The organism is Actinoallomurus acaciae (genome assembly GCF_042429965.1).
Lineage (GTDB): Bacteria > Actinomycetota > Actinomycetes > Streptosporangiales > Streptosporangiaceae > Actinoallomurus > Actinoallomurus acaciae.
The window spans coordinates 13,248-32,511 of sequence record NZ_JBHLZP010000014.1; the positions used below are offsets into that span (position 1 = coordinate 13,248).

Consider the following 19,264-nt stretch of genomic DNA (forward strand, 5'->3'; position numbering starts at 1 on the left):
CGCCGGTCCCGTACGGAAAGAGCGGGCTTTCGGCCAGTGAAAGGCGCGGAGCGCGGCGGAAAGGACAGGCGCGATGGCGGGCAACGCACATGAGGCGGGACGAACCGTCGCCAGCAAGATCTTCGCGGTGGTCGACGCGTTCGCCGGGCCGCAGGAGGCGCTGCGGCTGGCCGACATCGTGCGGCGGACCGGGCTGCCGATGCCGACGGCCCTGCGCCTCGTACGCGAGCTCGTGGAGTGGGGCGGCCTCGAACGCTTCCGCGACGGCTCCTACCGGATCGGGCAGCGCCTGTGGTGGCTCGGGAACGCCGCCCCGTGCCCCCGGCGGCTGCGCGAGGCCGTCCTCCCCACCCTGCGTGACCTCGCGGCGCGGACGCGGGCGGACGCGTACGTGGCCGTTCTCGACGGCACCGAGGTCAGGGTCCTGGAGCGGGCCGGGTCATCGGCGGTGCTCCACGACGACGGCTCGCTGCCCCCGCACGCGACGGCGGCCGGGAAGGTCCTGCTGACGCGCGTGCCCGCGCTGTCGCGGTCGCTGCGCTTCCCGCTCCCCCGGTTGACGCCGTACACGATCACGACCCCCGGCGGGCTGGACGCCGAGCTCCGCCGGGTCCGCGCGCGAGGGATCGCCGTGGAGAGGGAGGAGCACCGGCGCGGCGTCATCTCCGTGGCGGCGCCGCTGCCCGGCGCGGGCGAGGCCGTCATCGCGGTGGCCGCCCCGTCGAACGCCTCGCCGTCCCGCCTCGCCGCCATCCTCGGTGAGGTCCTGCGCCGCCGGAGCGAGGACGGCTCCAGCGGGCGGCGGGCGCGCGACGGCATCGCGACGCCACGGTCTAACCTTCTCGATCAGGGCCGCGCGACCCGCGGCCGTCGCAGCCCAACCCCACGGGAGACCATCGAATGAGCGACCGAGCGGACGAGACGATCCAGGCCCTGCGCACCGGCCACGACGACCTCGCGGCGATGGTGCGCGGTTTCACCCCCGACGACCTGGCCCGCCCGTCCGGGGCCGCCGAGTGGGACGTCTCGCAGGTGCTGAGCCACCTGGGCAGCGGCGCGGAGATCGCCCTCGCCTCGCTGGATGGCGCGCTGAACGGCACCGGCAGCCCCGACGGTGACTTCAACCGGCGCGTGTGGGCGCGGTGGGACGCCATGTCGCGCGAGGAGCGGGCCGAGACCTTCCTGACCGCCGACGAGACGCTGGTGCGCCGCTACGAGGCGATCGACGCGCCGACCAGGGAGAGTCTCCGCATCGACCTGGGCTTCCTGCCCGCGCCCGTGGACCTCGCCTCCGCCGCCGGGCTGCGGCTCAACGAGGTCGCCCACCACGTGTGGGACGTCAAGGCGGCCTTCGACCCGGCGGCGACGCTCGCGCCGGAGGCCGCTCCCCTGCTGTTCGAGCAGGCCGGGCAGCTCATCGGCTTCGTCGGCAAGGCCGCCGAACTCGACGGCCGGCCGGTGACGATCGCGGTGACCACCACCTCCCCGGAGCGGTCCTTCGGGGTCCGGGTGGATGAGACGGTGACGGTGACCGACACCCCGGCGGACCCGGACGCGTCGCTGACCGCGCCGGCGGAGTGGTGGCTGCGCCTGGTCACCGGCCGGCACGCTCCCGCGCACACCCCGGACTCGGTGAAGCTCACCGGCGGCACGCTCACGCTGGACGATCTGCGCCGCGTCTTCCCCGGCTTCTGACGGCCGCCTCCGAGGCGTACGCCCACGCGGGTGTCCGGCGGCATCCCGCGTACGTGCCGGTGGCCGCGCGCCGGGCCGGACCACCGGCACGATGAGCCGCAAGCGCCGTTGCCGGTGGTCGGGCGCTCGGACGTCGTCGTCGGCCGGGCTCACCCGGGCTCTGCGCGCCGGGCGCGGAGCCGGTCGTCCAGCGCGGCGCCGACCGCGGGGCAGTTTCGCCGGATCGTGTCGAGGAAGGCGCCCAGCACCGGCGAGTGGTCCCGCGCGGCGAAGGACAGGATCAGGTCGGGCAGGGGCCTGCGCGGGGTCACCTCGCAGAACCACGTCCCCGGGCGCGGGACCGCGAGCATCCGGGACGGGCCCAGGCCGACGCCCACGCCGGAGGCGGCCAGGCCGACGATCGTGTGGACGTCCCTGGCGACGGTCGCGCCGCCGAGCGCCGGGGAGTCCTCGCCGAGCAGGGTTCGCAACCCGGCGCTGACGGCGGGCTCGTCCTCGCCGCCCGCCACGATGAGCCGCTGCCGCCGCAACTGGTCCACGGTCACCGACGGCCGGCCGGCGTAGGGATGCGCGGTGCTCACCACGGCGATCAGGTGATCGTGCCCGATCGGCACGGAGACGAGGTGCTCGGCTCCCGCGTTCCGCGGCGGGCCGAGGGTGATCGCCACGTCGAGTTCGCCGGCGACCAGCGCGGCGGTGCTGCGGCTGGTCGCCATCTCGTGGAGTTCGAGCCGTACGTCCGGCCGCTCCCGGCCGAACCGGCGCAGGACGCCGGGCAGGGGGTCGAGCAGCGCCGAGGCGATGAACCCCAGGCGCAGCCGGCCCGTCTCGCCGCGCGCGGCCCGGCCCGCGTCGACCACGGCCGCCGCGATCTCCTCGAGCGCCCGCCGTGCACGGGCCAGGAACGCCTCGCCCGCCGCCGTCGGGAACACCCCCCGGCGCGTACGGTCGAACAGCCGGGCCCCGACCTCGCGCTCGAGGTCGGCGATCTGCTTGGACAGCGGCGGCTGCGCGATCCCCAGCGCACCGGCCGCCCGACCGAAGTGCTCGTGCTCGGCGAGGGCGAGCGCATACCGCAGGTGTCGTGCCTCCATGGCGTCGACGATATCTCGGATATATCGCCAGGCCATCTGCCATATCTTTCCGTGGATATCGCGATGGTCATCGCCTGGGATGAGGGCATGAACAGCACGGTTTTCGTCCTCGTACACGGCGCCTGGCACGGCTCCGGGCACTGGGCCGCGACCCAGCGCGCACTCGTGGGGCTCGGCTCCGCCAGTGTGGCCGTCGACCTGCCCGGACACGGCTTCGACGCTCCCCTGCCCACCGGATACCTGCTGCCCGGCCAGCCCGGCCTCGCGACCGAGAGGTCCCGACTCGCCACCGTGACGATGGACGAGTGCGCCGAGGCCGTCGTGGAGACGCTGCGCCGGGTCCGGCACCACCGCAGTGTCGTGCTCGTCGGGCACAGCGCGGGCGGCGGTCCCCTGTCGCTGGCCGCGGAGAAGGCGCCTCGGCTCGTCGACAGGATGGTGTACCTGACCGCGTTCGTCCCGGGGGGACGGCCGCGGTTCTTGGACTATCTCGGCTCGCCGGAGAACGCCGCCGCGCTGGGGCAGGGTCTCAACCTCGGCGACCCCGCCGCCCTGGGCGCCGTACGGATCAACCCGATCTCGGCCGACCCCGCCTACGTCGAAGAGCTGCGGCAGACCCATTACCACGACACCCCCGTGGACCGGTTCGACCGTTGGCGCTCGGTGCTCAGTCCCGACCTGCCGCTGGCGATCCCGGCGAGCCCGGTCACGCTGACCGCGGAGCGGTGGGGAGGCATCCCGCGGACCTTCCTGCGCTGTGCGGATGACCGGGCGCTGACGCCCGCCGTACAGGACCTGATGATCGCCGAGGCCGACGCGGCCTTCCCCGGCAGGCCGTTCACCGTGCATACCCTCCCGGGCGGCCACAGCCCGTTCGCCGCCCGGCCGGACGAGCTCGCCGCCGCCCTCGTCTCGTGAACGGCGGACGGTCGTGAACGGCGGACGGTCGTGAACGGCGGACGGTTCGTTCTGCCGGCGGTGCTGAGCGCCACCTTCGTACAACTGCTCAACGTCACCGTCGCGCAGGTCGCCGCCCCGGCGATGCAGGCCGACCTGGGCGCGGGTCCCGGCGCGGTGCAGCTCGTCCTCGCCGGATACACCCTGGCCTACGCGTGCCTGCTCATCACGGCGGCACGCCTGGGCGACCGGTACGGGTACCGCCGGCTGTTCGTGGTGGGCACCGTGATCTTCACAGCCGGGTCGGTGGCCTGCGCCGCCGCGCCCGGCGCGGCGTCGTTGATCGCGGCGCGGCTGGTGCAGGGCGCGGGCAGCGGCCTGGTCGCCCCGCAGGTGCTGTCGATCATCCAGGTCGCCCTGCCCGCGACGCGACGGGCGCGTGCCATGGGCCTTTACGGGGCCACGATGGGCGTGGCCTCACTGGCCGGACCGCTGGTCGGCGGGCTGCTCGTCGGCGCCGACGTGTTCGGCCTCGGCTGGCGGCCGGTGTTCCTGGTCACGGTGCCGGTGACGCTCGTCTCGCTGGCGGGGGCGACGGTGCTGCCCCGTACGCGTGGCGCCGGCGGACAGCGGGTGGACGGGGTGGGCGCGGTCCTGACCACGGTGGGATTCGGCGCGCTGATCCTGCCGCTGGCGCTGGGCCGGGAGGCGGGCTGGCCCTGGTGGACATGGGCAGGTCTCGCCGTCGCCGCGGCCGCGCTCGGCTGTTTCGCCGCGACGCTCCGGTACCGGCCGGACCCGCTGATCCATCCGTCGGTACTGCGCGACCGGACGGCACGGTGGGGGGTGTCGCTGGTGTTCGTGTTCAACGCGGGCGTGCCGTCGTTCACGTACCTGCTGTTCCTGCACCTGCAGACCGCCCTCGGCTACCCGGCCGTCTCCGCGGCGCTGGTGTCGGCACCGTTCGCGGCCGCGGCCGTCCTGGGCAGCCGGGCCGCGCCCGCCCTGTCCCGCCGCCACGGGGCGGCGGTGCTCACGGTCGCGTCGCTGGTGCTGGCGGGAATGGCCGTCGCGCTCGCCCCCCTCATCCGGACCACGGCCGGCCGCTGGACGGCGATACCGGTGCTGGCGGCCGGGGGCGCGGCGTTCGGCTTGTTCACCACGTCGGTGTTCGCCCTGGTGCTGGCGAAGGTGGACGGCGCCGCGGCGGGGTCGGTGTCCGGGCTGCTGCCCACGGCCCAGCAGCTCGGCGGTTCGATCGGGGTGACCGCGGCCGGGCTGGCCTACTTCGGCCTCCCCGGCGACGCGTTCTCGCACGCCATGACCTATGAGGGCGCCGTCTTCGCCGTCACGGCGCTGATCAGCCTCCGGCTGCGCGGAGAGCCGTTCGCGGACGAGGCCCCGGTCGCACGGGGCACGGCGGCCGGAGGCGATGCCGAACCGGGACCAAGGCCGACCGGGGTGTGAGACCCCGGTCCGATGCGGATCGGCCGCCGGGGCGGCGGGAAGCGACCGGCACGACCGCCCCGGGGCCCGGCACGATCACCGACCGCCATTCCCCGCCGGGACGAGAGAGCCACATGACGACATCGACACCACACGCGTCGGCACCGGAGCAGATGCCCCGGGGCACTCCGGCCGACGGGGACGGTGTCGGCAGCGGCAGCGGCAGCGGCGATGGTGGCGACGACGGAGGCGGGGGCGGGGCGAGGGTCGGCGGCGATGGCGACGGGGGCGGCAGCGGCGATGGCGGCGACGGTGATGATGATGGCGGCCGGGACGGGGACGGCGGCGGGGCGATCGTCATCGACTTCCAGTGCCCGTTCTGCAAGCAGTTCGAGGAGACCGCCGGCTCGGCGCTGGAACGCCTGGCCGCGAGTGGGCTGACCACCCTCGTCTGCCAGCCGATGGCTGTCCTGGATCGGCTGTCGACCGGCCACTGCTCGTCGCGAGCGTCGCCCTCCCCCGGCTGCGTGGCGGCCGGTTCGTCCCGTACGCCCACGCACTGTTCGCCACACCCCCGGACGGAGGGCCAGGGGTCACCGGCCGGCGTCGGCGGCCCGGTCACGCTGGCCGATCCGGCGTTCACCCGATGCATGCTCGGCCACGCCCGCCTCGGCCGGTCCGTCTACGTGACGTTCGCGGTCGGCGCGGGGTCGGGGCCATGCCCGCGGTTGTGATCGGCCGCGTGGCCGTGCCGCGGTGTCAGGAGGCCGGTGTGCTCACCGGTGGCGGGGTCAGGTCCGGTGCCGGGTCGTCGGGGAGCTCCTCGACGACCGGCGGGACTGCGGTCACGAGGGTCAGTGTCCGTACGTCGCGGCTCAGCAGCGGTGCCAGGCTGGCGCCGGCGACGATGATCCCGCACACCAGCAGGGTGGCCCGGATGCCGATGGCGTCGGTGGCGGGTGCGACCAGGAGGTAGCCGACCGGGGTCAGGCCGATCTCGGCGATGTCGGCGAACGCCGAGACCCGGCCCTGCTGGTCCGCGGGTACGTCCTGCTGGATCGCGGTCCGCCACGCCACCACCGACATGCTCAGCCCGCACGCGGCGACGACGACCGCCGCCATCACCGCCGGCAGCGGCGCCCCGGCCGCCATCAGCGGGTCCGGCAGGGCCAGTGCCGCCGTCCCGAGGCAGTTGGTCCACCCCGCCCGGCGCGGACGCCAGATGAGCGAGACGGCCGCGCCCAGCGCCATGCCGCAGCCGAGGCTGGAGGCGATCAAACCCCACGCCCACGCGCCGCCCAGGCAGGTCTCGGCGTACGGCGGCCCGAGAATGCCGTAGCCGACGTGCCAGGCCGGGATCATGACCCCGGCGCCGATGAGGCAGGTCCAGATCCAGCGCCGGGTACGGATCGTGGTCCAGCCCTCGATCAGGTCGGCGCGCATGGTGGACGGCCGCCGGTCGGCGCACGGCGCGTGGATCCTCGCCATCAGCGCGCCGGAGACGAAGAAGGAGACGGCGTTGCATCCCACTCCGTAGCCGGCGCCCGCCATCGCGACGACGGCCCCGCCGATCGCCGGGCCGATGGTCAAGACGACGTGCCGGGCCAACTGGCTGAGGGCGTTCGCCTCACTCAGCTGCTCCTCCGCGACGATCGAGCCGATCAGGCCCGTACGCGCGGGTCCGGAGAACGACGCCGCGGCGGAGTTCGCGGCGGCCAGTGTCGCGAGGTTCCACACGGCGGCCCGGCCGGTGAAGATCAGGATGGCCTCGATCATCGTGATCAGCCCGATGATGACCTGGACGACGGAGATGACCGACGCGCGGGGAAACCGGTCGGCGACCACTCCGCCCAGCGGGCCCGCGAGGATGCCCGCCGTCATGGTGGCCAGCAGCACCATGGCGATCCCGCTCGCCCCGCCGCCGATGCCGAGCACGGTGAAGGCCAGCGCCCCCGTCGCCATGGTCGTGCCGCCGGCGTTGACCTGGTCGGCCACGAAACACCGGCGGAACCGCGAGTCGGTCCGCAGCGGACCGGTGATGCGTGCCAGATGCGCGGCCGCCCGACCGGTGGACGTCGGGCCCCGCAGCGAGTCGATCACGGCCTGGGCTAAGCGCCGCCGCGTCGTGGGTCAGGAGCCGGATGCCCCGGCGACGTGCCGCGAACAATGCCGACCAAAGGACCAGAACCGGACGAATGACGGTCGTTCATCGGTAGCGCCTTTCCCGCGCTGGTGCCTGCACTCGCGGGGACTTTACGCGGACCGAATCGAGATCACGCCCACAATGCCGAGCCCTCATCGCCGCTTGACGAAACCGCCCGGCGACTTGCGCGCCCGATGTGGGAGTTGATCCCATTCCACCCCACATGTACGGCTCATGTGGTGGGATTAACACCGCATGTCGTGGAATGAGGAATATTCGCGGGACGGCAGCCCATGACAGTGTCGCAGCGCTCGACCGCGCAAACCGGATGGGATTCGGTGGGATGAAACGGCCTGCGGAAGAACCCGCGCCGAAGCCGTCGAAATCAGCGGACTGCGACGCCGGGCCGCGGCTCGCCGCCGAACTGCAGGCGCTGCGGACGCGTACCGGAAAGAGCCTCAAGGAACTCGAACAACTCGTCCACGCCAGCGACTCGTCGATATCGCGCTACCTGTCCGGGCGGATCGTCCCGCCGTGGGCGGTCATCGAGCGGCTGGCACGGCTGGCCGGGGACGATCCCGCGCGGCTGCGCCCGCTGTGGAACCACCTCACCGGGGACGGTCACCGGCGGGGCGACTGCCCGCCACCGCCGGGACCGTTCCCGGACCCGGCCGCGCCGCCGGATCCGCAGCCGTCCGCGACGGCCGGGGACCGGGTGCCGCTTCGCCGGCTCGATCGCCGCGGCCGGCTGGTCGTCGCCGCCCTGATCGCGCTGACGGCGCTGGTCTTCGGCGGCTCCGGCGTGCTCGTCGGACGGTGGCTGGTGCCCCGTTCCCAGGCCGTCCCGGTGGTACAGCAGTTCGCCGCCTGCAAGGACTGGCCCTGGCCGGGCCGGCAGGACGGCCAGGCGCCGCTCGCGCCCGTCCAGGTGCACGGCCGCGACCACACGGCCACGGTGCAGTTGCTCACCCGGAGCATCGGCGGCCACGAGCTGGTCTGGGCGCAGATCACCCATGCCCGGTACGGCGACCGCGTCTGGATGGACTGGACGCGCAACGACGGCAAGACGTGGACCCAGTGCGGCCCGTTCACCACGACCGGCGCCACCTTCGCCAGCCGCGCCCACGAGATCGCGCCGGGATGGAGGTTCCGCGCCTGCGGCGACACACCGCGCCGGCCGGCCGGCCTTCCCCGAAACGCCTGCACCGACTTCTGGTGACCGCGTCACCAGAAGTCGGTGCCGCGCGCACGACGAACGACCGAGACGGGGAGGGAACTCGGGCTGTCCGACACCGACCTCGTGCTCCTCACCGAGACCGGGCTGCCCAGGAGCGCAGGCGGGCACTTCGGCACGGACATCCCCGACGGGCCCCCCGGGCTGTTCGCCGTCATCTCCCTGGGCGAGGACGATCGGGCCCTGATCCTGGGCGGAACCGACTCCGATGGCGACATGCTGTACTTCCTTGGACTGTTGACTACACCAAGTACTGCGATTCCCGGGCAGGCTGCTCGGCGACCGGAAGGCTTGGTGGGTGTCGAAGTTGCGGCAGGCGTTGATGGAGGGCCGGGCGGGTGTGCCTCGGCTCGGGAGCGTGGAGAAGTCGACGGGCCGGTTTCCGCCGTTCGTGGTTCGGGATGGTGGCGGCGTGGAGGTCGCGCCCGTGAGCGGCTACATGAAGGAGCTGGCGCTCAGCGATATGAGCGTGTTGACGTGTCGTAGTTACGCCTTTGACCTGCTGCGCTGGTTTCGGGTGTTGTGGGTGCTGGAGGTGGCCTGGGAGAAGGCGACCGGCGCGGAGGTCGACGTCTTGGTGGGCTGGATGCGGACGGCGGGTAATCCGCAGCGTCGCCGCTCGCGCCCGCACCCGGGACGGTGAACCTGCGGACTGGCAAGGTGGTGCTGGCCGAGGGGTACGCGCCTCGGACGATCAACCACGCCTTGAGCGTGGTGTACGGGTTCTATGCCTTCCACGCCCACCACGGCGGCGGCCCGGTGGTCAACCCGGTGCCGAGTTCGGCCGATCGCCGCTCCGCGCTGGCCCATCGCAGCCCGATCGAGGCGGCGCCGGTCTTCCGGCGCGCCCGGCTGCGGCAGCGGGTGCCCGAAGCCGTTCCGCGAGCACTGCCGGACGCGGCGTGGGATGAGCTGCTCGCCGCGATGACGTGCGACCGGGACCGGGCACTGCTGCTGTTCTACGTCTCGAGCGGCGCGCGAGCCAGCGAGCTGCTGGGAGTTACGGTCGGCGATGTCGACTGGGCTGGGCTGCGCGTCTACGTCGTGTCGAAAGGCACTCGGTTGTGTCAGGCGGTGCCCGCCAGCCCGGAGGCGTTCCGGTACCTGGTGTTGTACCTGGACGCCGACGGGGTGCCCGCGGCGAGTGAGCATTGTGGCGGACTCGGCGGGGACAGCAGCGGCCGATGTCGTATTGGGCGATGCGGCGGGTGCTGCAGCGCGCCAACGACAAGCTCGGCACCAACTGGACGTTGCATGACCTGCGGCACACGGCCGCGACCCGGATGGCCAACGACCCGAAGATGACGCTGGTGGAGGTGTGATGAGCGGCTGGACGCCTTCTTCGCCGCGGTCACCGCCTGCCGCGCCTCCCGGCGCAACCAGTACATCGCGCTGTTCGACGTGTGCTGCGCGCTGGCCACCCAGGCGATCGCGCTGGCCGACCTGACACCCGAAGCGCTCCTGCACTACGCCGAGGAAAGCGCCCGGCTCGGTCTCGTGCTCGACTCGCGCGGGGACACCAGCCGCCGTGCGGGTCTGCTGGCCTGGAACGTGCTCAACAGCATGGGGCACTTCCCGCCGGGAACGCCGCCGACGCTGCGGGGCTATTGGTATCGCGGGCAGCGCCACGAGCACGGCCACGAACACGGTTCTTCCGGTGTCTGGGACAAGGTCGTGCATGTGTTCCGGCCGCACTCCCACGAGGCGGCCGACAAGGTCGACGCAGCGATGGAGGCCTCGGCCGAAGGCATGCGGGCGTTGTGGATCTCTTTGGCGGGCTGGGCGTCACGACGGTCATCCAGGCGGTCGTGGTCGCCATTTCGAGGTCGGTGGCGTTGCTGGGGGACACGCTGCACAACGCCGCTGACGCCCTCACGGCGGTCCCGCTGGTAATCGCGTTCGTGCTGGGCCGGCGCCCGCCGACCCGCCGCTACACCTACGGCTACGGGCGAGCCGAGGATCTGGCCGGGGTCGCGATCTCGGTGACCATCGCGGCGCCCTCAATCGCCGCGGCCTACGCCGCCATCGACCGGCTGATCCACCCCAGCCGGTCTCGCACCTGCTCGCGGTTGCCATCGCCGCCGTGGTCGGCCTGCCGGTAAGGGAGTTACCACCAGCCGCCATCTGAGGCGTCTTCCCAGGTAGGCGGCGGGGCCGCAGGCCTGGGGCCAGGCGAGCGCGGCCGCGCTCGATGTCCTCGCCCGGGACCGTGACTCGGAGGAGATGCTCGAAGAGGTCAGCGAGCATTGATCCCGCCAGGCTTGAGAAGCCGACGGCCTGACTATGAGTCGGCAGAACCCGACGAGAACATAGGTCCGGGTGCGCGTTCAGCCCTGTGTCTGGAGATAGTCGGCGATGGCGGGTCCGGCGACGTTGTCCAGGTCGATGGCGTGTTTGGTGATGCGGCCGCCGGACAACTTCAGGCGCAGGCCGGGGGCAGGATGTGGGTGGCGGTGTGGTGTCAGTCCATGGCCTGTTGCAGCCAGAGGGCTGTCGCGATGGGGACGTCGCGGGTTTCCGGGTGGCAGGCCTGGGCGCGGTGGGAGCCGATCTTCGGCGACGGTCCGGCTGAGGTTCTTCCTTCAGGCGTCGACCTGCTGGCTTGACGAGCGATCCCAACATTCTGGTGCCCGACCCGATGGCGCCTGGTGCTCTCAGCTGCGGGTTTGACAAGGTCTTGCGCTACCCCTCTAAAGTACTAGGCACCTAGATAAATGGAGGAACGGTGCTTGAGTTCCATCTGGATCCGGGCTCGGGGCTGCCGCCGTACCAGCAGCTCGTCCGGCAGGTCCGGCATGCGCTGAGGCTCGGGCTGCTGAAGGAGCGCGACCGGCTTCCCACGGTCAAGGAGGTCGTGGCGCAGCTGGCGATCAACCCCAACACGGTGCTGAAGGCCTACCGCGAACTGGAGCACGAAGGCCTGGTCGCCGCCCGTCCCGGGGTCGGCACGTTCGTGACGGCAACTCTCGCCCACACCTCGCTGGCCGCGCACGGCCCGCTGCGCGCCGAGCTGCGGCGCTGGCTGGCCAAGGCCCGCCGGGCCGGCTTGGACGACGAGAGCATCGAGGCCCTGTTCATGTCGGCCTTTCACACCGCCGGACAGGAGGAGACCGCGTGACCGCCACTCTGCGCGCCCGCGCACTCAATAAGACCTACGGGCGCCGCCAGGCGCTGTCGGACTGCACTTTGGACATCCCCGCCGGGCGCGTGGTGGGGCTGGTCGGTCCCAATGGTGCTGGGAAGAGCACGCTGCTGAACCTGGCCGCCGGGATGCTCACCCCGACCTCGGGCACGATCGAGGTGTGCGGCGGCCGTCCGGGCGCCGGTCCCGAGCAACTCGCCAAGGTCGGTTTCGTCGCCCAGGACACCCCCGTCTACGCGGGGCTGAGCGTCGAGGAGCACCTGCGCTTGGGCGCCCGCCTCAACCCTGCGTGGGACGACGCCCTGGCGTGGGAGCGGATCAAGCGGCTCGGCCTGCATCCCGCGCAACGGGCCGGGCGGCTGTCGGGCGGCCAGCGCGCCCAGCTCGCCCTCACCCTCGGCATCGCCAAGCGGCCCGAGCTGCTGATCCTGGACGAGCCGGTCGCCGCACTCGACCCGCTCGCCCGCCGCGACTTCCTGCAGAGTCTGATGGAGGCCGTCGCCGAGCAGGGGCTCGGCGTCGTGCTTTCCTCCCACCTGGTGTCCGACCTGGAGCGGGCCTGCGACTACCTGGTCGTGCTGGTGTCGTCGCAGGTCCGGATCGCGGGCGAGGTAGACGAGCTGCTGGCCGCACACCACCGCCTTACCGGGCCGCGCCGCGACCCGGCCCGGCTGCCGGGCGACCAGCATGTCGTCTCGGCCGGCCACACCGGCCGCCAGACGACCCTGATCGTCCGCTCCGAAGGCCCGATCCACGACCCGGCCTGGACCGTCAGCGGTCTCGGCCTCGAAGACCTCGTACTCGCCTACATGAACCCCGACGGGGACACAGGCGCCCGGCCGGCTCTGGAGGTCCAGCGATGATCTGGTTGACACTGCGCCAGTTCCGTACCCAGGCGACAACGGGCTTCGCCGCGCTCGCCGCGCTGGCGGCCGTCCTGGCCGTCACCGGTCCCGGCCTTGCCGACGACTACGCCTCCGGACGGTCGGCCTGCACGGCCGCAGGCGACTGCTCGACGTTCACCGGGCAGTTCTTCGACGATCACCAGATGGTCTTCCTCGCGCTCATCGCCCTCGTGCTGCTCCTGCCCGGCCTGGTCGGACTGTTTTGGGGAGCGCCCCTGATCGGCCGCGAACTGGAGAGCGGCACCCACCGGCTGGTGTGGAACCAGAGCGTCACGCGCACGCGCTGGCTCGCCGTCAAGCTCGCGCTCGTCGGGCTGGCCACGACGGCGGCCGCCGCGCTGGGAAGCCTGGCGATCACCTGGTGGTCGGGCCCCATCGACAAGAGCGCGGCGGACGAACTGCCGCGGCTGTCGCCCCTGGTGTTCGGCGCGCGGGGCATCGTCCCCGTCGGCTATGCCGCCTTCGCGTTCGTCCTCGGGGTGGTCGTCGGGATGCTCGTCCGGCGAACCGTGCCCGCGATGGCCCTGACTCTGGCCGTCTTCGCCGCCGTCCAGGTCGCCGTGCCGCTCCTGGTCAGGCCCCACCTGCTGCCGCCGACCCGTGCCACCACCGCGATCACCGGCGCGAACCTGAAATCCCTCATGGCCAACACCGCCGACGGTTCGGTGCGCCTGCGGATCAAGCCGCCCGAAACGGGCGCGTGGATCCTGTCCCAGCGCACCATTGACGCGTCCGGGCGCGCCGTCGGCGATGTCAAGGTGTCTTTGACCTCCGGGGCATGCGCGCCCTCCCAGGGCGCGCCGACCCGGGACGCGTGCATGGCCGAGATCAACCGGCTTGGCTACCGGCAGGCGATGACCTACCAGCCGCCCGGTCGCTTCTGGTCCCTCCAGTGGTGCGAGTTGGGCATCTACGCGCTCCTCACCCTCGGCCTCACCGGTTTTTGCTTCCACCGGCTCCGCCGGCTGCCCTGATCAAGGGCTGTGGGGGGGCGGTCGCCGTCCGGAGGCCGGCCCCGGCATCTCTGAAGTGGCCTGCACGGATGTCCGAAGTTCTGTGCACGCCCGGTGATCCGGTTGTAGTCCGTCACAGCGTCGCGTTGTTCAGCCGCTCCGCGTAGATCCGGTATGCCTTGCGCTCCGCCGGGGACGCCGCTTCGTCGCCCAGCATCGCCGCGGCGGCAAGCAGCGCGTGGTGTACGTCGGGCGGCGCGGTGAGGTGCAGGCTGTAGCCCTGGCCACGACGCACCTCACGTCCCTTCCGCAGGGCCTGCCATTCGGCGTCGCCCAGGCCGTCGTGGTCGGCCAGGTATCGGGCGATCTTGCCCGGCATCTCGACCCGCACCGGCTGTGGCGCGTCGGCAGCGGGTGGGGGCCGGTCGGGTAGGCCGGGCATCAGGTCGGCCACGGCCGTACAGCTCCGAGACCGTCAGCCGGTCGCTGGGCCGCGCATAGCCGACCAGCGCGCGGAAGCCGGCCCGTTCCAGCGCGGGGATCTTCGAGGAGGTGGCCGGGTCGGTGAACAGCCGCACGCCGTCGGCGCCGTCAACGAGGCCGGCCTCGGCGAGCAGGTGGGTCTGCCGCTGGGTGCTCTGCTCGTCGGTGGACACGCGCGTGTAGACCAGCTCCGCCATGACCACGCCGCCCCTTCGTCCGCTGGCTTTGTCGCCGATGACGGTTCTATCTGTCGTCAAACCCTGTCGTCGATCCGGAACGGATCGCATTGGATCGGGTCGCCGGTTTTCCCGTGTTTCGAACGGGCCGACGATGGTCCGGGTCGCCTGTCGTCAAAGGGTCATTTGACGACAGGCAGATTAGCGGTGAGTCACGCCGGAAGCCTCATTCGATGGGGTGGGCTGTGTGGGTCTGGGGCGTGGCGGCCCAGGAGGCGAGAAGACGCAGGCCCTCTTCGGAAGCTGAGCCGGGTTCGGCGGTGTAGATGGTGAGGGTGAGGCCGGGTTCGGCGGTGAGGTCCAGGCCCTCGAAGGCGAGGATGAGGTCGCCGACGGTGTGGTGGTGGAAGTGCTTGGTGCCGGTGCTGTGGAGGCGGACGTTGTGGGCGCCCCACCGGGTGCGGAACTCGTCGCTGCGGGTGGACAGCTCACCGACGAGGTCGTGCAGGTCCTTGTCGTGCGGGTTACGGCCGGCTTCGGTACGGACGATGGCGACGGTGATGTCGGCGAAAGTGTTCCAGTCCGGGTAGAAGCGGCGTGCGGCGGGGTCGAGGAAGGTGAAGCGGGCCAGGTTCTGCTGGTTGCCGCGGGTGGCGTAGAGGTCGCTGTAGAACGTTTCGAAGAGCGGGTTGGCGGCGAGGACGTCCATGCGGCCGTTGCGGACGAACGCCGGCCCGGCGGTGACCGCGTCCAGGGTCCACTGCAGGCTCCGGTGCGGCGTCCACGTGCGGCTGGTGCGGCGGCGGGGCCGGGTGAGGGCGTCGGAGCCGTCGGCGGCCTGGGCCAGGTTGAGCAGGTGAGCGCATTCGGCATCGTCGAGATTCAGAGCGCGGGCGACGGCTTCGAGGACCGCCGGGGAGGCGCCGGCGAGATTGCCGCGCTCCAGCTTGGCGTAGTACTCCACGCTCACATCGGCGAGCGCGGCGACTTCGCTGCGGCGCAGGCCGGGCACCCGCCGACGGGAGCCGGCGGGCAGGCCCGCCTGCTCGGGGCTGATCTTCGCGCGCCGCGAGGTGAGGAACTCGCGGACCTCTTCCTGGTTGTCCACGCCTTCGACGGTACGTCCCGCACGCGGCCATAGGGATGTACTGCCGGTACACCCCTTGATGGTGCCTCGCTCCGGGCGCCAGCACGGGGTTCCCTGGATGACGTGGTGCTCTCCGCCCGGCCCGTCACGGCTGGCGTGCACCCCGTCTCCGTACACGGCGGCGGTCCCGGGCCTTCCGGTGGCCGCACGCCCGGCACGTAAAGGACCCCTCTCATGCGCGGCGCAGTGATTCACGCTCCCGGCGATGTCCGGTTCGAGACCGTGGACGACCCGAAGATCATTTATCCGACCGACGCGGTCATCCGCATGGCCGTGACCTGTGTGTGCGGCTCGGACCTGTGGCCCTACCGCGGCGCTGAGCCGGTCGGTGACCCGCACCCGATGGGCCACGAGTACGTCGGCTTCGTGGAGGAGGTCGGCTCGGCCGTCACCGCGGTGAGACCGGGCCAGTTCGTCGTCGGCTCGTTTGCGACCTCCGACAACACCTGCGCGAACTGCGCTAACGGCTTCCAGTCGAACTGCCTGCACCGCGAGTTCATGTCGACCTGTCAGGCCGAGTACGTGCGCATCCCCAACGCCCAGGGCACCCTCGTCGCCACCAAGGACGTGCCGGACGAGAGCCTGTGGCCGGGGCTGCTGGCCGTCTCCGACGTGATGGGCACCGGCTGGTGGGCGGCGGACGCCGCCGAGGTGAAGCCCGGGTCGACGGCTGTGGTGGTCGGCGACGGCGCGGTCGGCCTGTGCGCGGTGATCGCGGCGAAGGAACTGGGCGCGGAGCGGATCATCGCCATGTCCCGCCACGCGTCCCGGCAGGAGCTCGCACGCGCGTTCGGCGCCACCGACATCGTCGCCGAGCGCGGCGAGGAGGGCGTGGAGCGGATCAAGGAGCTCACCGGCGGGATCGGAGCCGACTCCGTGCTGGAGTGCGTCGGCACCGGCGAGTCGATGCTCCAGGCACTGCACTCGGCCCGGCCCGGCGGCAACGTCGGCTTCGTCGGCGTCCCGCACGACGTCGCCGTCGACGGGCAGGAGCTGTTCTTCTCCCACGTCGGTTTGCGCGGCGGTCCCGCCCCCGTACGCCACTACCTCCCCGACCTGATCGAGCGCGTCCTGACCCGCCGGATCGACCCGGGCCAGGTCTTCGACCTCACCCTGTCCCTGGACCAGGTCGCCGAGGGCTACAAGGCCATGGACGAGCGCCGCGCCATCAAGACCCTCCTCCAGCCCTGACCCGCCGGCCCTCCCCCGCAAAGGAGCACTTCGTGCAGATCACCCGCAGCTCGCTCGACACCGCCAAGGGCCCGGCCGACTGGTTCACCGGCGACGTCTACATCGACCCGGTCGCCGCCGCCCCGGCCCCCTCTCGCGTCACCGCGTCCTTGGTGCACTTCATGCCCGGCGCCCGCACGCACTGGCACCGCCACCCGCTCGGCCAGACCGTGTTCGTCACCGAGGGGGTCGGCCTGTGCCAGCGCCGCGGCGGACCGGTGGAAGTCATCCGGCCCGGCGACCGCGTCCTGTTCGAGGCCGACGAGGAGCACTGGCATGGCGCCGCCCCGAACCGCCTGATGGTCCACCTCGCCATCAACGAAGGCGACGACACCCACGACGTCGTGCACTGGGGCGCGCCCGTCTCCGACGCCGAGTACGCTGCCGCCCCGGCCACCGCCTGAACCGGAGAGGAACACCGTGACCACCTTCGCCCTCATCGGCGCCGGCCCCGGCCTGGGACTGGCCGCCGCCCGCCGCTTCGGCACCGCCGGCCACTCGGTCGCCCTCATCTCCCGCAGCGCCGAGCATCAGAAAGACCTGGTCGCCGAGCTGGCCCGGGACAACATCCAGGCCCGCGGCTTCACCGCCGACGTCCTCGATCCCGGCTCCCTCACCACGGCCCTGCGGGATACCGCCGACACGCTCGGGCCCGTCGAGATCCTCCAGTTCAGCCCCGTGCCGCGGGGCGACTTCATGAAGCCGGTGCTGGAGACGACCGCCACCGACCTGGACGACCCGCTGGTCTTCTCCGTCAAGGGACCGGTCACCTGTGTGAACGCTGTCCTGCCCGGGATGCGGGAGTTGGGCCGCGGCACGCTGCTGTTCGTCAACGGCGGCAGCGCCGTGCGCCCGAACCCCAAGGTGGCCGGCACCTCGATCGCGTTCGCCGCCGAGAGCGCCTACGCGGCGATGCTCCACGACGCCCTCGCGCCGGAGAACATTCACGCCGCCCAGCTGATCATTCCCGGCGCGATCCGCCCGGACGCCGAGCACGCCAGCCCTGACGGGCTGGCCGAACGCCTGTACGCCATCCACACAGGGCGCGACGGCTTCCGGTACTACGCCGAGCCCATGCCCACCTGACCACCCCAGGGACCCCCATGTACCCCACCGTCCGCTGCGCGCTGGCCCGCGCCGCTCCGGCCGCCGCCCTTCTGCTCACCGTGACCGCCTGCTCCAGCGACACCCAGGACAACCCTCCCGCCGCCACGTCATCCCCCTCCGAGAGGAGCGCACCCATGGGCATCCAGGTCACCCTCGACGGCCAACCCGTCGGCGCCACCTTGAAGGACAGCCCAGCCGCGCGCGACTTCGCGGAGCTGCTGCCGCTCACCCTGGACCTCACCGACTTCCACAGCACCGAGCGCGTTGCCGACCTGCCGCGCAGGCTGACAACCGACCGCGCCCCGGAACCGGCCGCGGCCCAGGTCGGCGACATCGCCTACTACGCGCCCTGGGGCAACCTCGCCCTCTTCTACCAGGACGGGCCCGCCCCCTCCGCCGACCTGCTCATCCTCGGCCACCTCAACGTCCATGCCGACCAGCTCGGCCGGGCGACCCGCATCACCATCGAATCCGCTTCCTGACGCCCGCCCCCGGCGACCGTCCCGGCCCACAACCAGCACACCGACCCGGCCCCACACGGCGCCGAGCAGGTACCTGTGTCCGCTGGCCACGGACGCCCCGCCGTCCGCCTCTGCCCCTCACCTCGCACGAGAGAACAACGACATGAACCCCGCCTACGACTTCACAGGCCAGGTCGCCTTCGTCACCGGCGCCTCCTCCGGCATGGGCCTGGCCACCGCCCGCGCCTTCGCCGAAGCCGGCGCCGCCGTCGACCTCGCCGACATCAACGAGGACGCCGTTCACGCCGCGGCCAAGCAGCTCGCCGACGACGGCCACCAGGTCCTCGCGCTGGTCTGCAACGTCACCGACGAGGACCAGGTCGCTGCGGCCGTCGACCGCACCGTCGAGGAGTTCGGACGGCTCGACATGGCCTACAACAACGCCGGAATCATGCCCCCGCCCACCGATGCCGCCGACGAGAGCGCCGAGCAGTTCGACCGCGTCCAGAACATCAACCTACGCGGCATCTGGGTCGCCATGAAGCACGAATTGCGCCACATGCGCGCCCAGGGCCACGGCGCCATCGTCAACTGCTCCTCCCTCGGCGGCCTCGTCGGCAATCCCGGCCGCGCCGCCTACCACGCCACCAAGCACGGTGTGATCGGCCTGACCAAGAGCGCCGCCCTCGAATACGGCGCCCGCGGCGTGCGCATCAACGCCGTCTGCCCCGGCACCATCGCCACCCCCATGGTCGACGCCATGATCGACGGCGGCGAACTCGACCGCGCCCAGGCCGAAACCGGTCAGGCCATCGACCGCCTCGGCACCGCCGACGAGATCGCCCAGGCCGTCCTGTGGCTGTGCAGCGGCGGCGCCAGCTACGTCACCGGCATCGCGCTGCCCGTCGACGGCGGCTACACCGCCCAATAGTCAGACCCTGCTCACGCCTCCCCCTCGTCGTCCTCGTCCAGCTCCTGCGCATGCTCCACTTCACCCTCACCACCGCCGGCGCATCCCCGACCCCGGCGACCACACGATCCACCGGCACGGTCCCAATCCCACAGACACCCACACCCACTACGACCACCGGCACCGGGTGGGGGACCTTCCTCACCATCACCGCCGCCGTCATCGGGGTGATCGCGATAGG

21 protein-coding genes and 1 pseudogene are annotated in these 19,264 nt (G+C 72.2%); 17 read left to right on the plus strand and 5 right to left on the minus strand.

Annotation, left to right across the window (positions count from 1 at the left end; all coding sequences use genetic code 11):
- Positions 1 to 73 precede the first annotated feature (73 nt).
- Both ACFFNX_RS03770 and ACFFNX_RS03775 read left to right on the plus strand, forming a co-directional pair.
- A complete protein-coding gene (locus ACFFNX_RS03770) occupies positions 74 to 904 on the plus strand; it encodes an IclR family transcriptional regulator (protein ID WP_378195112.1) in 831 nt (276 codons plus the stop codon).
- A complete protein-coding gene (locus tag ACFFNX_RS03775; RefSeq protein ID WP_378195114.1) occupies positions 901 to 1,695 on the plus strand; it encodes a maleylpyruvate isomerase family mycothiol-dependent enzyme in 795 nt (264 codons plus the stop codon). Before ACFFNX_RS03770 ends, ACFFNX_RS03775 begins: the two co-directional genes overlap by 4 nt.
- 149 nt (positions 1,696 to 1,844) lie before the next feature.
- On the opposite strand, the gene ACFFNX_RS03780 is transcribed toward ACFFNX_RS03775, so the two are convergent.
- Positions 1,845 to 2,789, minus strand: a complete 945-nt coding sequence (locus ACFFNX_RS03780; protein WP_378195117.1) for a LysR family transcriptional regulator — start codon at positions 2,787 to 2,789, stop codon at positions 1,845 to 1,847.
- A gap of 87 nt (positions 2,790 to 2,876) precedes the next feature.
- On the opposite strand from ACFFNX_RS03780, the gene ACFFNX_RS03785 reads away from it, so the two are divergent.
- The 3 genes from ACFFNX_RS03785 to ACFFNX_RS03795 all read left to right on the plus strand — a co-directional run bounded on the left by ACFFNX_RS03785 (position 2,877) and on the right by ACFFNX_RS03795 (position 5,866).
- Positions 2,877 to 3,707: an alpha/beta fold hydrolase gene (locus ACFFNX_RS03785; RefSeq protein WP_378195120.1), complete on the plus strand. Its 831-nt coding sequence runs from the start codon at positions 2,877 to 2,879 to the stop codon at positions 3,705 to 3,707.
- A 30-nt stretch (positions 3,708 to 3,737) separates the two neighbouring features.
- Entirely contained in the window at positions 3,738 to 5,153 is a 1,416-nt protein-coding gene (locus ACFFNX_RS03790; RefSeq protein WP_378195123.1) for an MFS transporter, read from the plus strand.
- A 113-nt stretch (positions 5,154 to 5,266) separates the two neighbouring features.
- Positions 5,267 to 5,866 (plus strand): DsbA family protein, encoded by a 600-nt coding sequence (locus ACFFNX_RS03795; RefSeq protein WP_378195126.1) that lies wholly within the window; start codon positions 5,267 to 5,269, stop codon positions 5,864 to 5,866.
- A gap of 25 nt (positions 5,867 to 5,891) precedes the next feature.
- On the opposite strand, the gene ACFFNX_RS03800 is transcribed toward ACFFNX_RS03795, so the two are convergent.
- Complete coding sequence (locus tag ACFFNX_RS03800) at positions 5,892 to 7,232, minus strand: MFS transporter (protein ID WP_378195130.1); 1,341 nt, start codon at positions 7,230 to 7,232, stop codon at positions 5,892 to 5,894.
- A gap of 386 nt (positions 7,233 to 7,618) precedes the next feature.
- Here ACFFNX_RS03800 and ACFFNX_RS03805 point away from each other — a divergent pair, with 386 nt between their 5' ends.
- The 7 genes from ACFFNX_RS03805 to ACFFNX_RS03835 all read left to right on the plus strand — a co-directional run bounded on the left by ACFFNX_RS03805 (position 7,619) and on the right by ACFFNX_RS03835 (position 13,530).
- Positions 7,619 to 8,494, plus strand: a complete 876-nt coding sequence (locus tag ACFFNX_RS03805) for a helix-turn-helix domain-containing protein (protein ID WP_378195133.1) — start codon at positions 7,619 to 7,621, stop codon at positions 8,492 to 8,494.
- A 373-nt stretch (positions 8,495 to 8,867) separates the two neighbouring features.
- A complete protein-coding gene (locus ACFFNX_RS03810; protein WP_378195136.1) occupies positions 8,868 to 9,152 on the plus strand; it encodes a hypothetical protein in 285 nt (94 codons plus the stop codon).
- 541 nt (positions 9,153 to 9,693) lie between these two features.
- Positions 9,694 to 9,831, plus strand: coding sequence for a site-specific integrase (locus tag ACFFNX_RS03815; RefSeq protein ID WP_378195139.1), 138 nt, complete (start codon positions 9,694 to 9,696; stop codon positions 9,829 to 9,831).
- 438 nt (positions 9,832 to 10,269) lie between these two features.
- Complete coding sequence (locus tag ACFFNX_RS03820) at positions 10,270 to 10,611, plus strand: cation diffusion facilitator family transporter (RefSeq protein WP_378195142.1); 342 nt, start codon at positions 10,270 to 10,272, stop codon at positions 10,609 to 10,611.
- 623 nt (positions 10,612 to 11,234) lie between these two features.
- Positions 11,235 to 11,627: a GntR family transcriptional regulator gene (locus tag ACFFNX_RS03825; RefSeq protein ID WP_378195145.1), complete on the plus strand. Its 393-nt coding sequence runs from the start codon at positions 11,235 to 11,237 to the stop codon at positions 11,625 to 11,627.
- A complete protein-coding gene (locus ACFFNX_RS03830; protein WP_378195148.1) occupies positions 11,624 to 12,514 on the plus strand; it encodes an ABC transporter ATP-binding protein in 891 nt (296 codons plus the stop codon). Before ACFFNX_RS03825 ends, ACFFNX_RS03830 begins: the two co-directional genes overlap by 4 nt.
- Positions 12,511 to 13,530, plus strand: a complete 1,020-nt coding sequence (locus ACFFNX_RS03835; RefSeq protein WP_378195151.1) for an ABC-2 membrane transporter-related protein — start codon at positions 12,511 to 12,513, stop codon at positions 13,528 to 13,530. Before ACFFNX_RS03830 ends, ACFFNX_RS03835 begins: the two co-directional genes overlap by 4 nt.
- Positions 13,531 to 13,642: 112 nt before the next feature.
- Here the strand turns inward: ACFFNX_RS03835 and ACFFNX_RS03840 are convergent, their stop codons facing one another.
- The 3 genes and pseudogenes from ACFFNX_RS03840 to ACFFNX_RS03850 form a co-directional block, all read right to left on the minus strand.
- The gene (locus ACFFNX_RS03840; protein WP_378195201.1) at positions 13,643 to 13,963 is read right to left on the minus strand and encodes a hypothetical protein; all 321 of its coding nucleotides are present in this window, start codon (positions 13,961 to 13,963) and stop codon (positions 13,643 to 13,645) included.
- A gap of 19 nt (positions 13,964 to 13,982) precedes the next feature.
- Positions 13,983 to 14,279, minus strand: a pseudogene (locus ACFFNX_RS03845) (recombinase family protein); the annotation flags it as partial.
- A gap of 115 nt (positions 14,280 to 14,394) precedes the next feature.
- Positions 14,395 to 15,276: a helix-turn-helix domain-containing protein gene (locus ACFFNX_RS03850; protein ID WP_378195154.1), complete on the minus strand. Its 882-nt coding sequence runs from the start codon at positions 15,274 to 15,276 to the stop codon at positions 14,395 to 14,397.
- A 213-nt stretch (positions 15,277 to 15,489) separates the two neighbouring features.
- Here ACFFNX_RS03850 and ACFFNX_RS03855 point away from each other — a divergent pair, with 213 nt between their 5' ends.
- The 5 genes from ACFFNX_RS03855 to ACFFNX_RS03875 all read left to right on the plus strand — a co-directional run bounded on the left by ACFFNX_RS03855 (position 15,490) and on the right by ACFFNX_RS03875 (position 19,044).
- Positions 15,490 to 16,506 carry a zinc-dependent alcohol dehydrogenase family protein gene (locus tag ACFFNX_RS03855; protein ID WP_378195157.1) on the plus strand — a complete coding sequence of 339 codons (1,017 nt, stop codon included), beginning with the start codon at positions 15,490 to 15,492 and terminating at the stop codon, positions 16,504 to 16,506.
- 32 nt (positions 16,507 to 16,538) lie between these two features.
- Positions 16,539 to 16,949: a (R)-mandelonitrile lyase gene (locus tag ACFFNX_RS03860; RefSeq protein ID WP_378195160.1), complete on the plus strand. Its 411-nt coding sequence runs from the start codon at positions 16,539 to 16,541 to the stop codon at positions 16,947 to 16,949.
- A gap of 16 nt (positions 16,950 to 16,965) precedes the next feature.
- Complete coding sequence (locus tag ACFFNX_RS03865; protein WP_378195163.1) at positions 16,966 to 17,631, plus strand: SDR family NAD(P)-dependent oxidoreductase; 666 nt, start codon at positions 16,966 to 16,968, stop codon at positions 17,629 to 17,631.
- Positions 17,632 to 17,648: 17 nt separating this feature from the next.
- Entirely contained in the window at positions 17,649 to 18,134 is a 486-nt protein-coding gene (locus tag ACFFNX_RS03870) for a cyclophilin-like fold protein (RefSeq protein WP_378195166.1), read from the plus strand.
- Between the two features lie 142 nt (positions 18,135 to 18,276).
- Entirely contained in the window at positions 18,277 to 19,044 is a 768-nt protein-coding gene (locus ACFFNX_RS03875; RefSeq protein ID WP_378195169.1) for an SDR family NAD(P)-dependent oxidoreductase, read from the plus strand.
- The last annotated feature ends 220 nt before the right edge of the window (positions 19,045 to 19,264 follow it).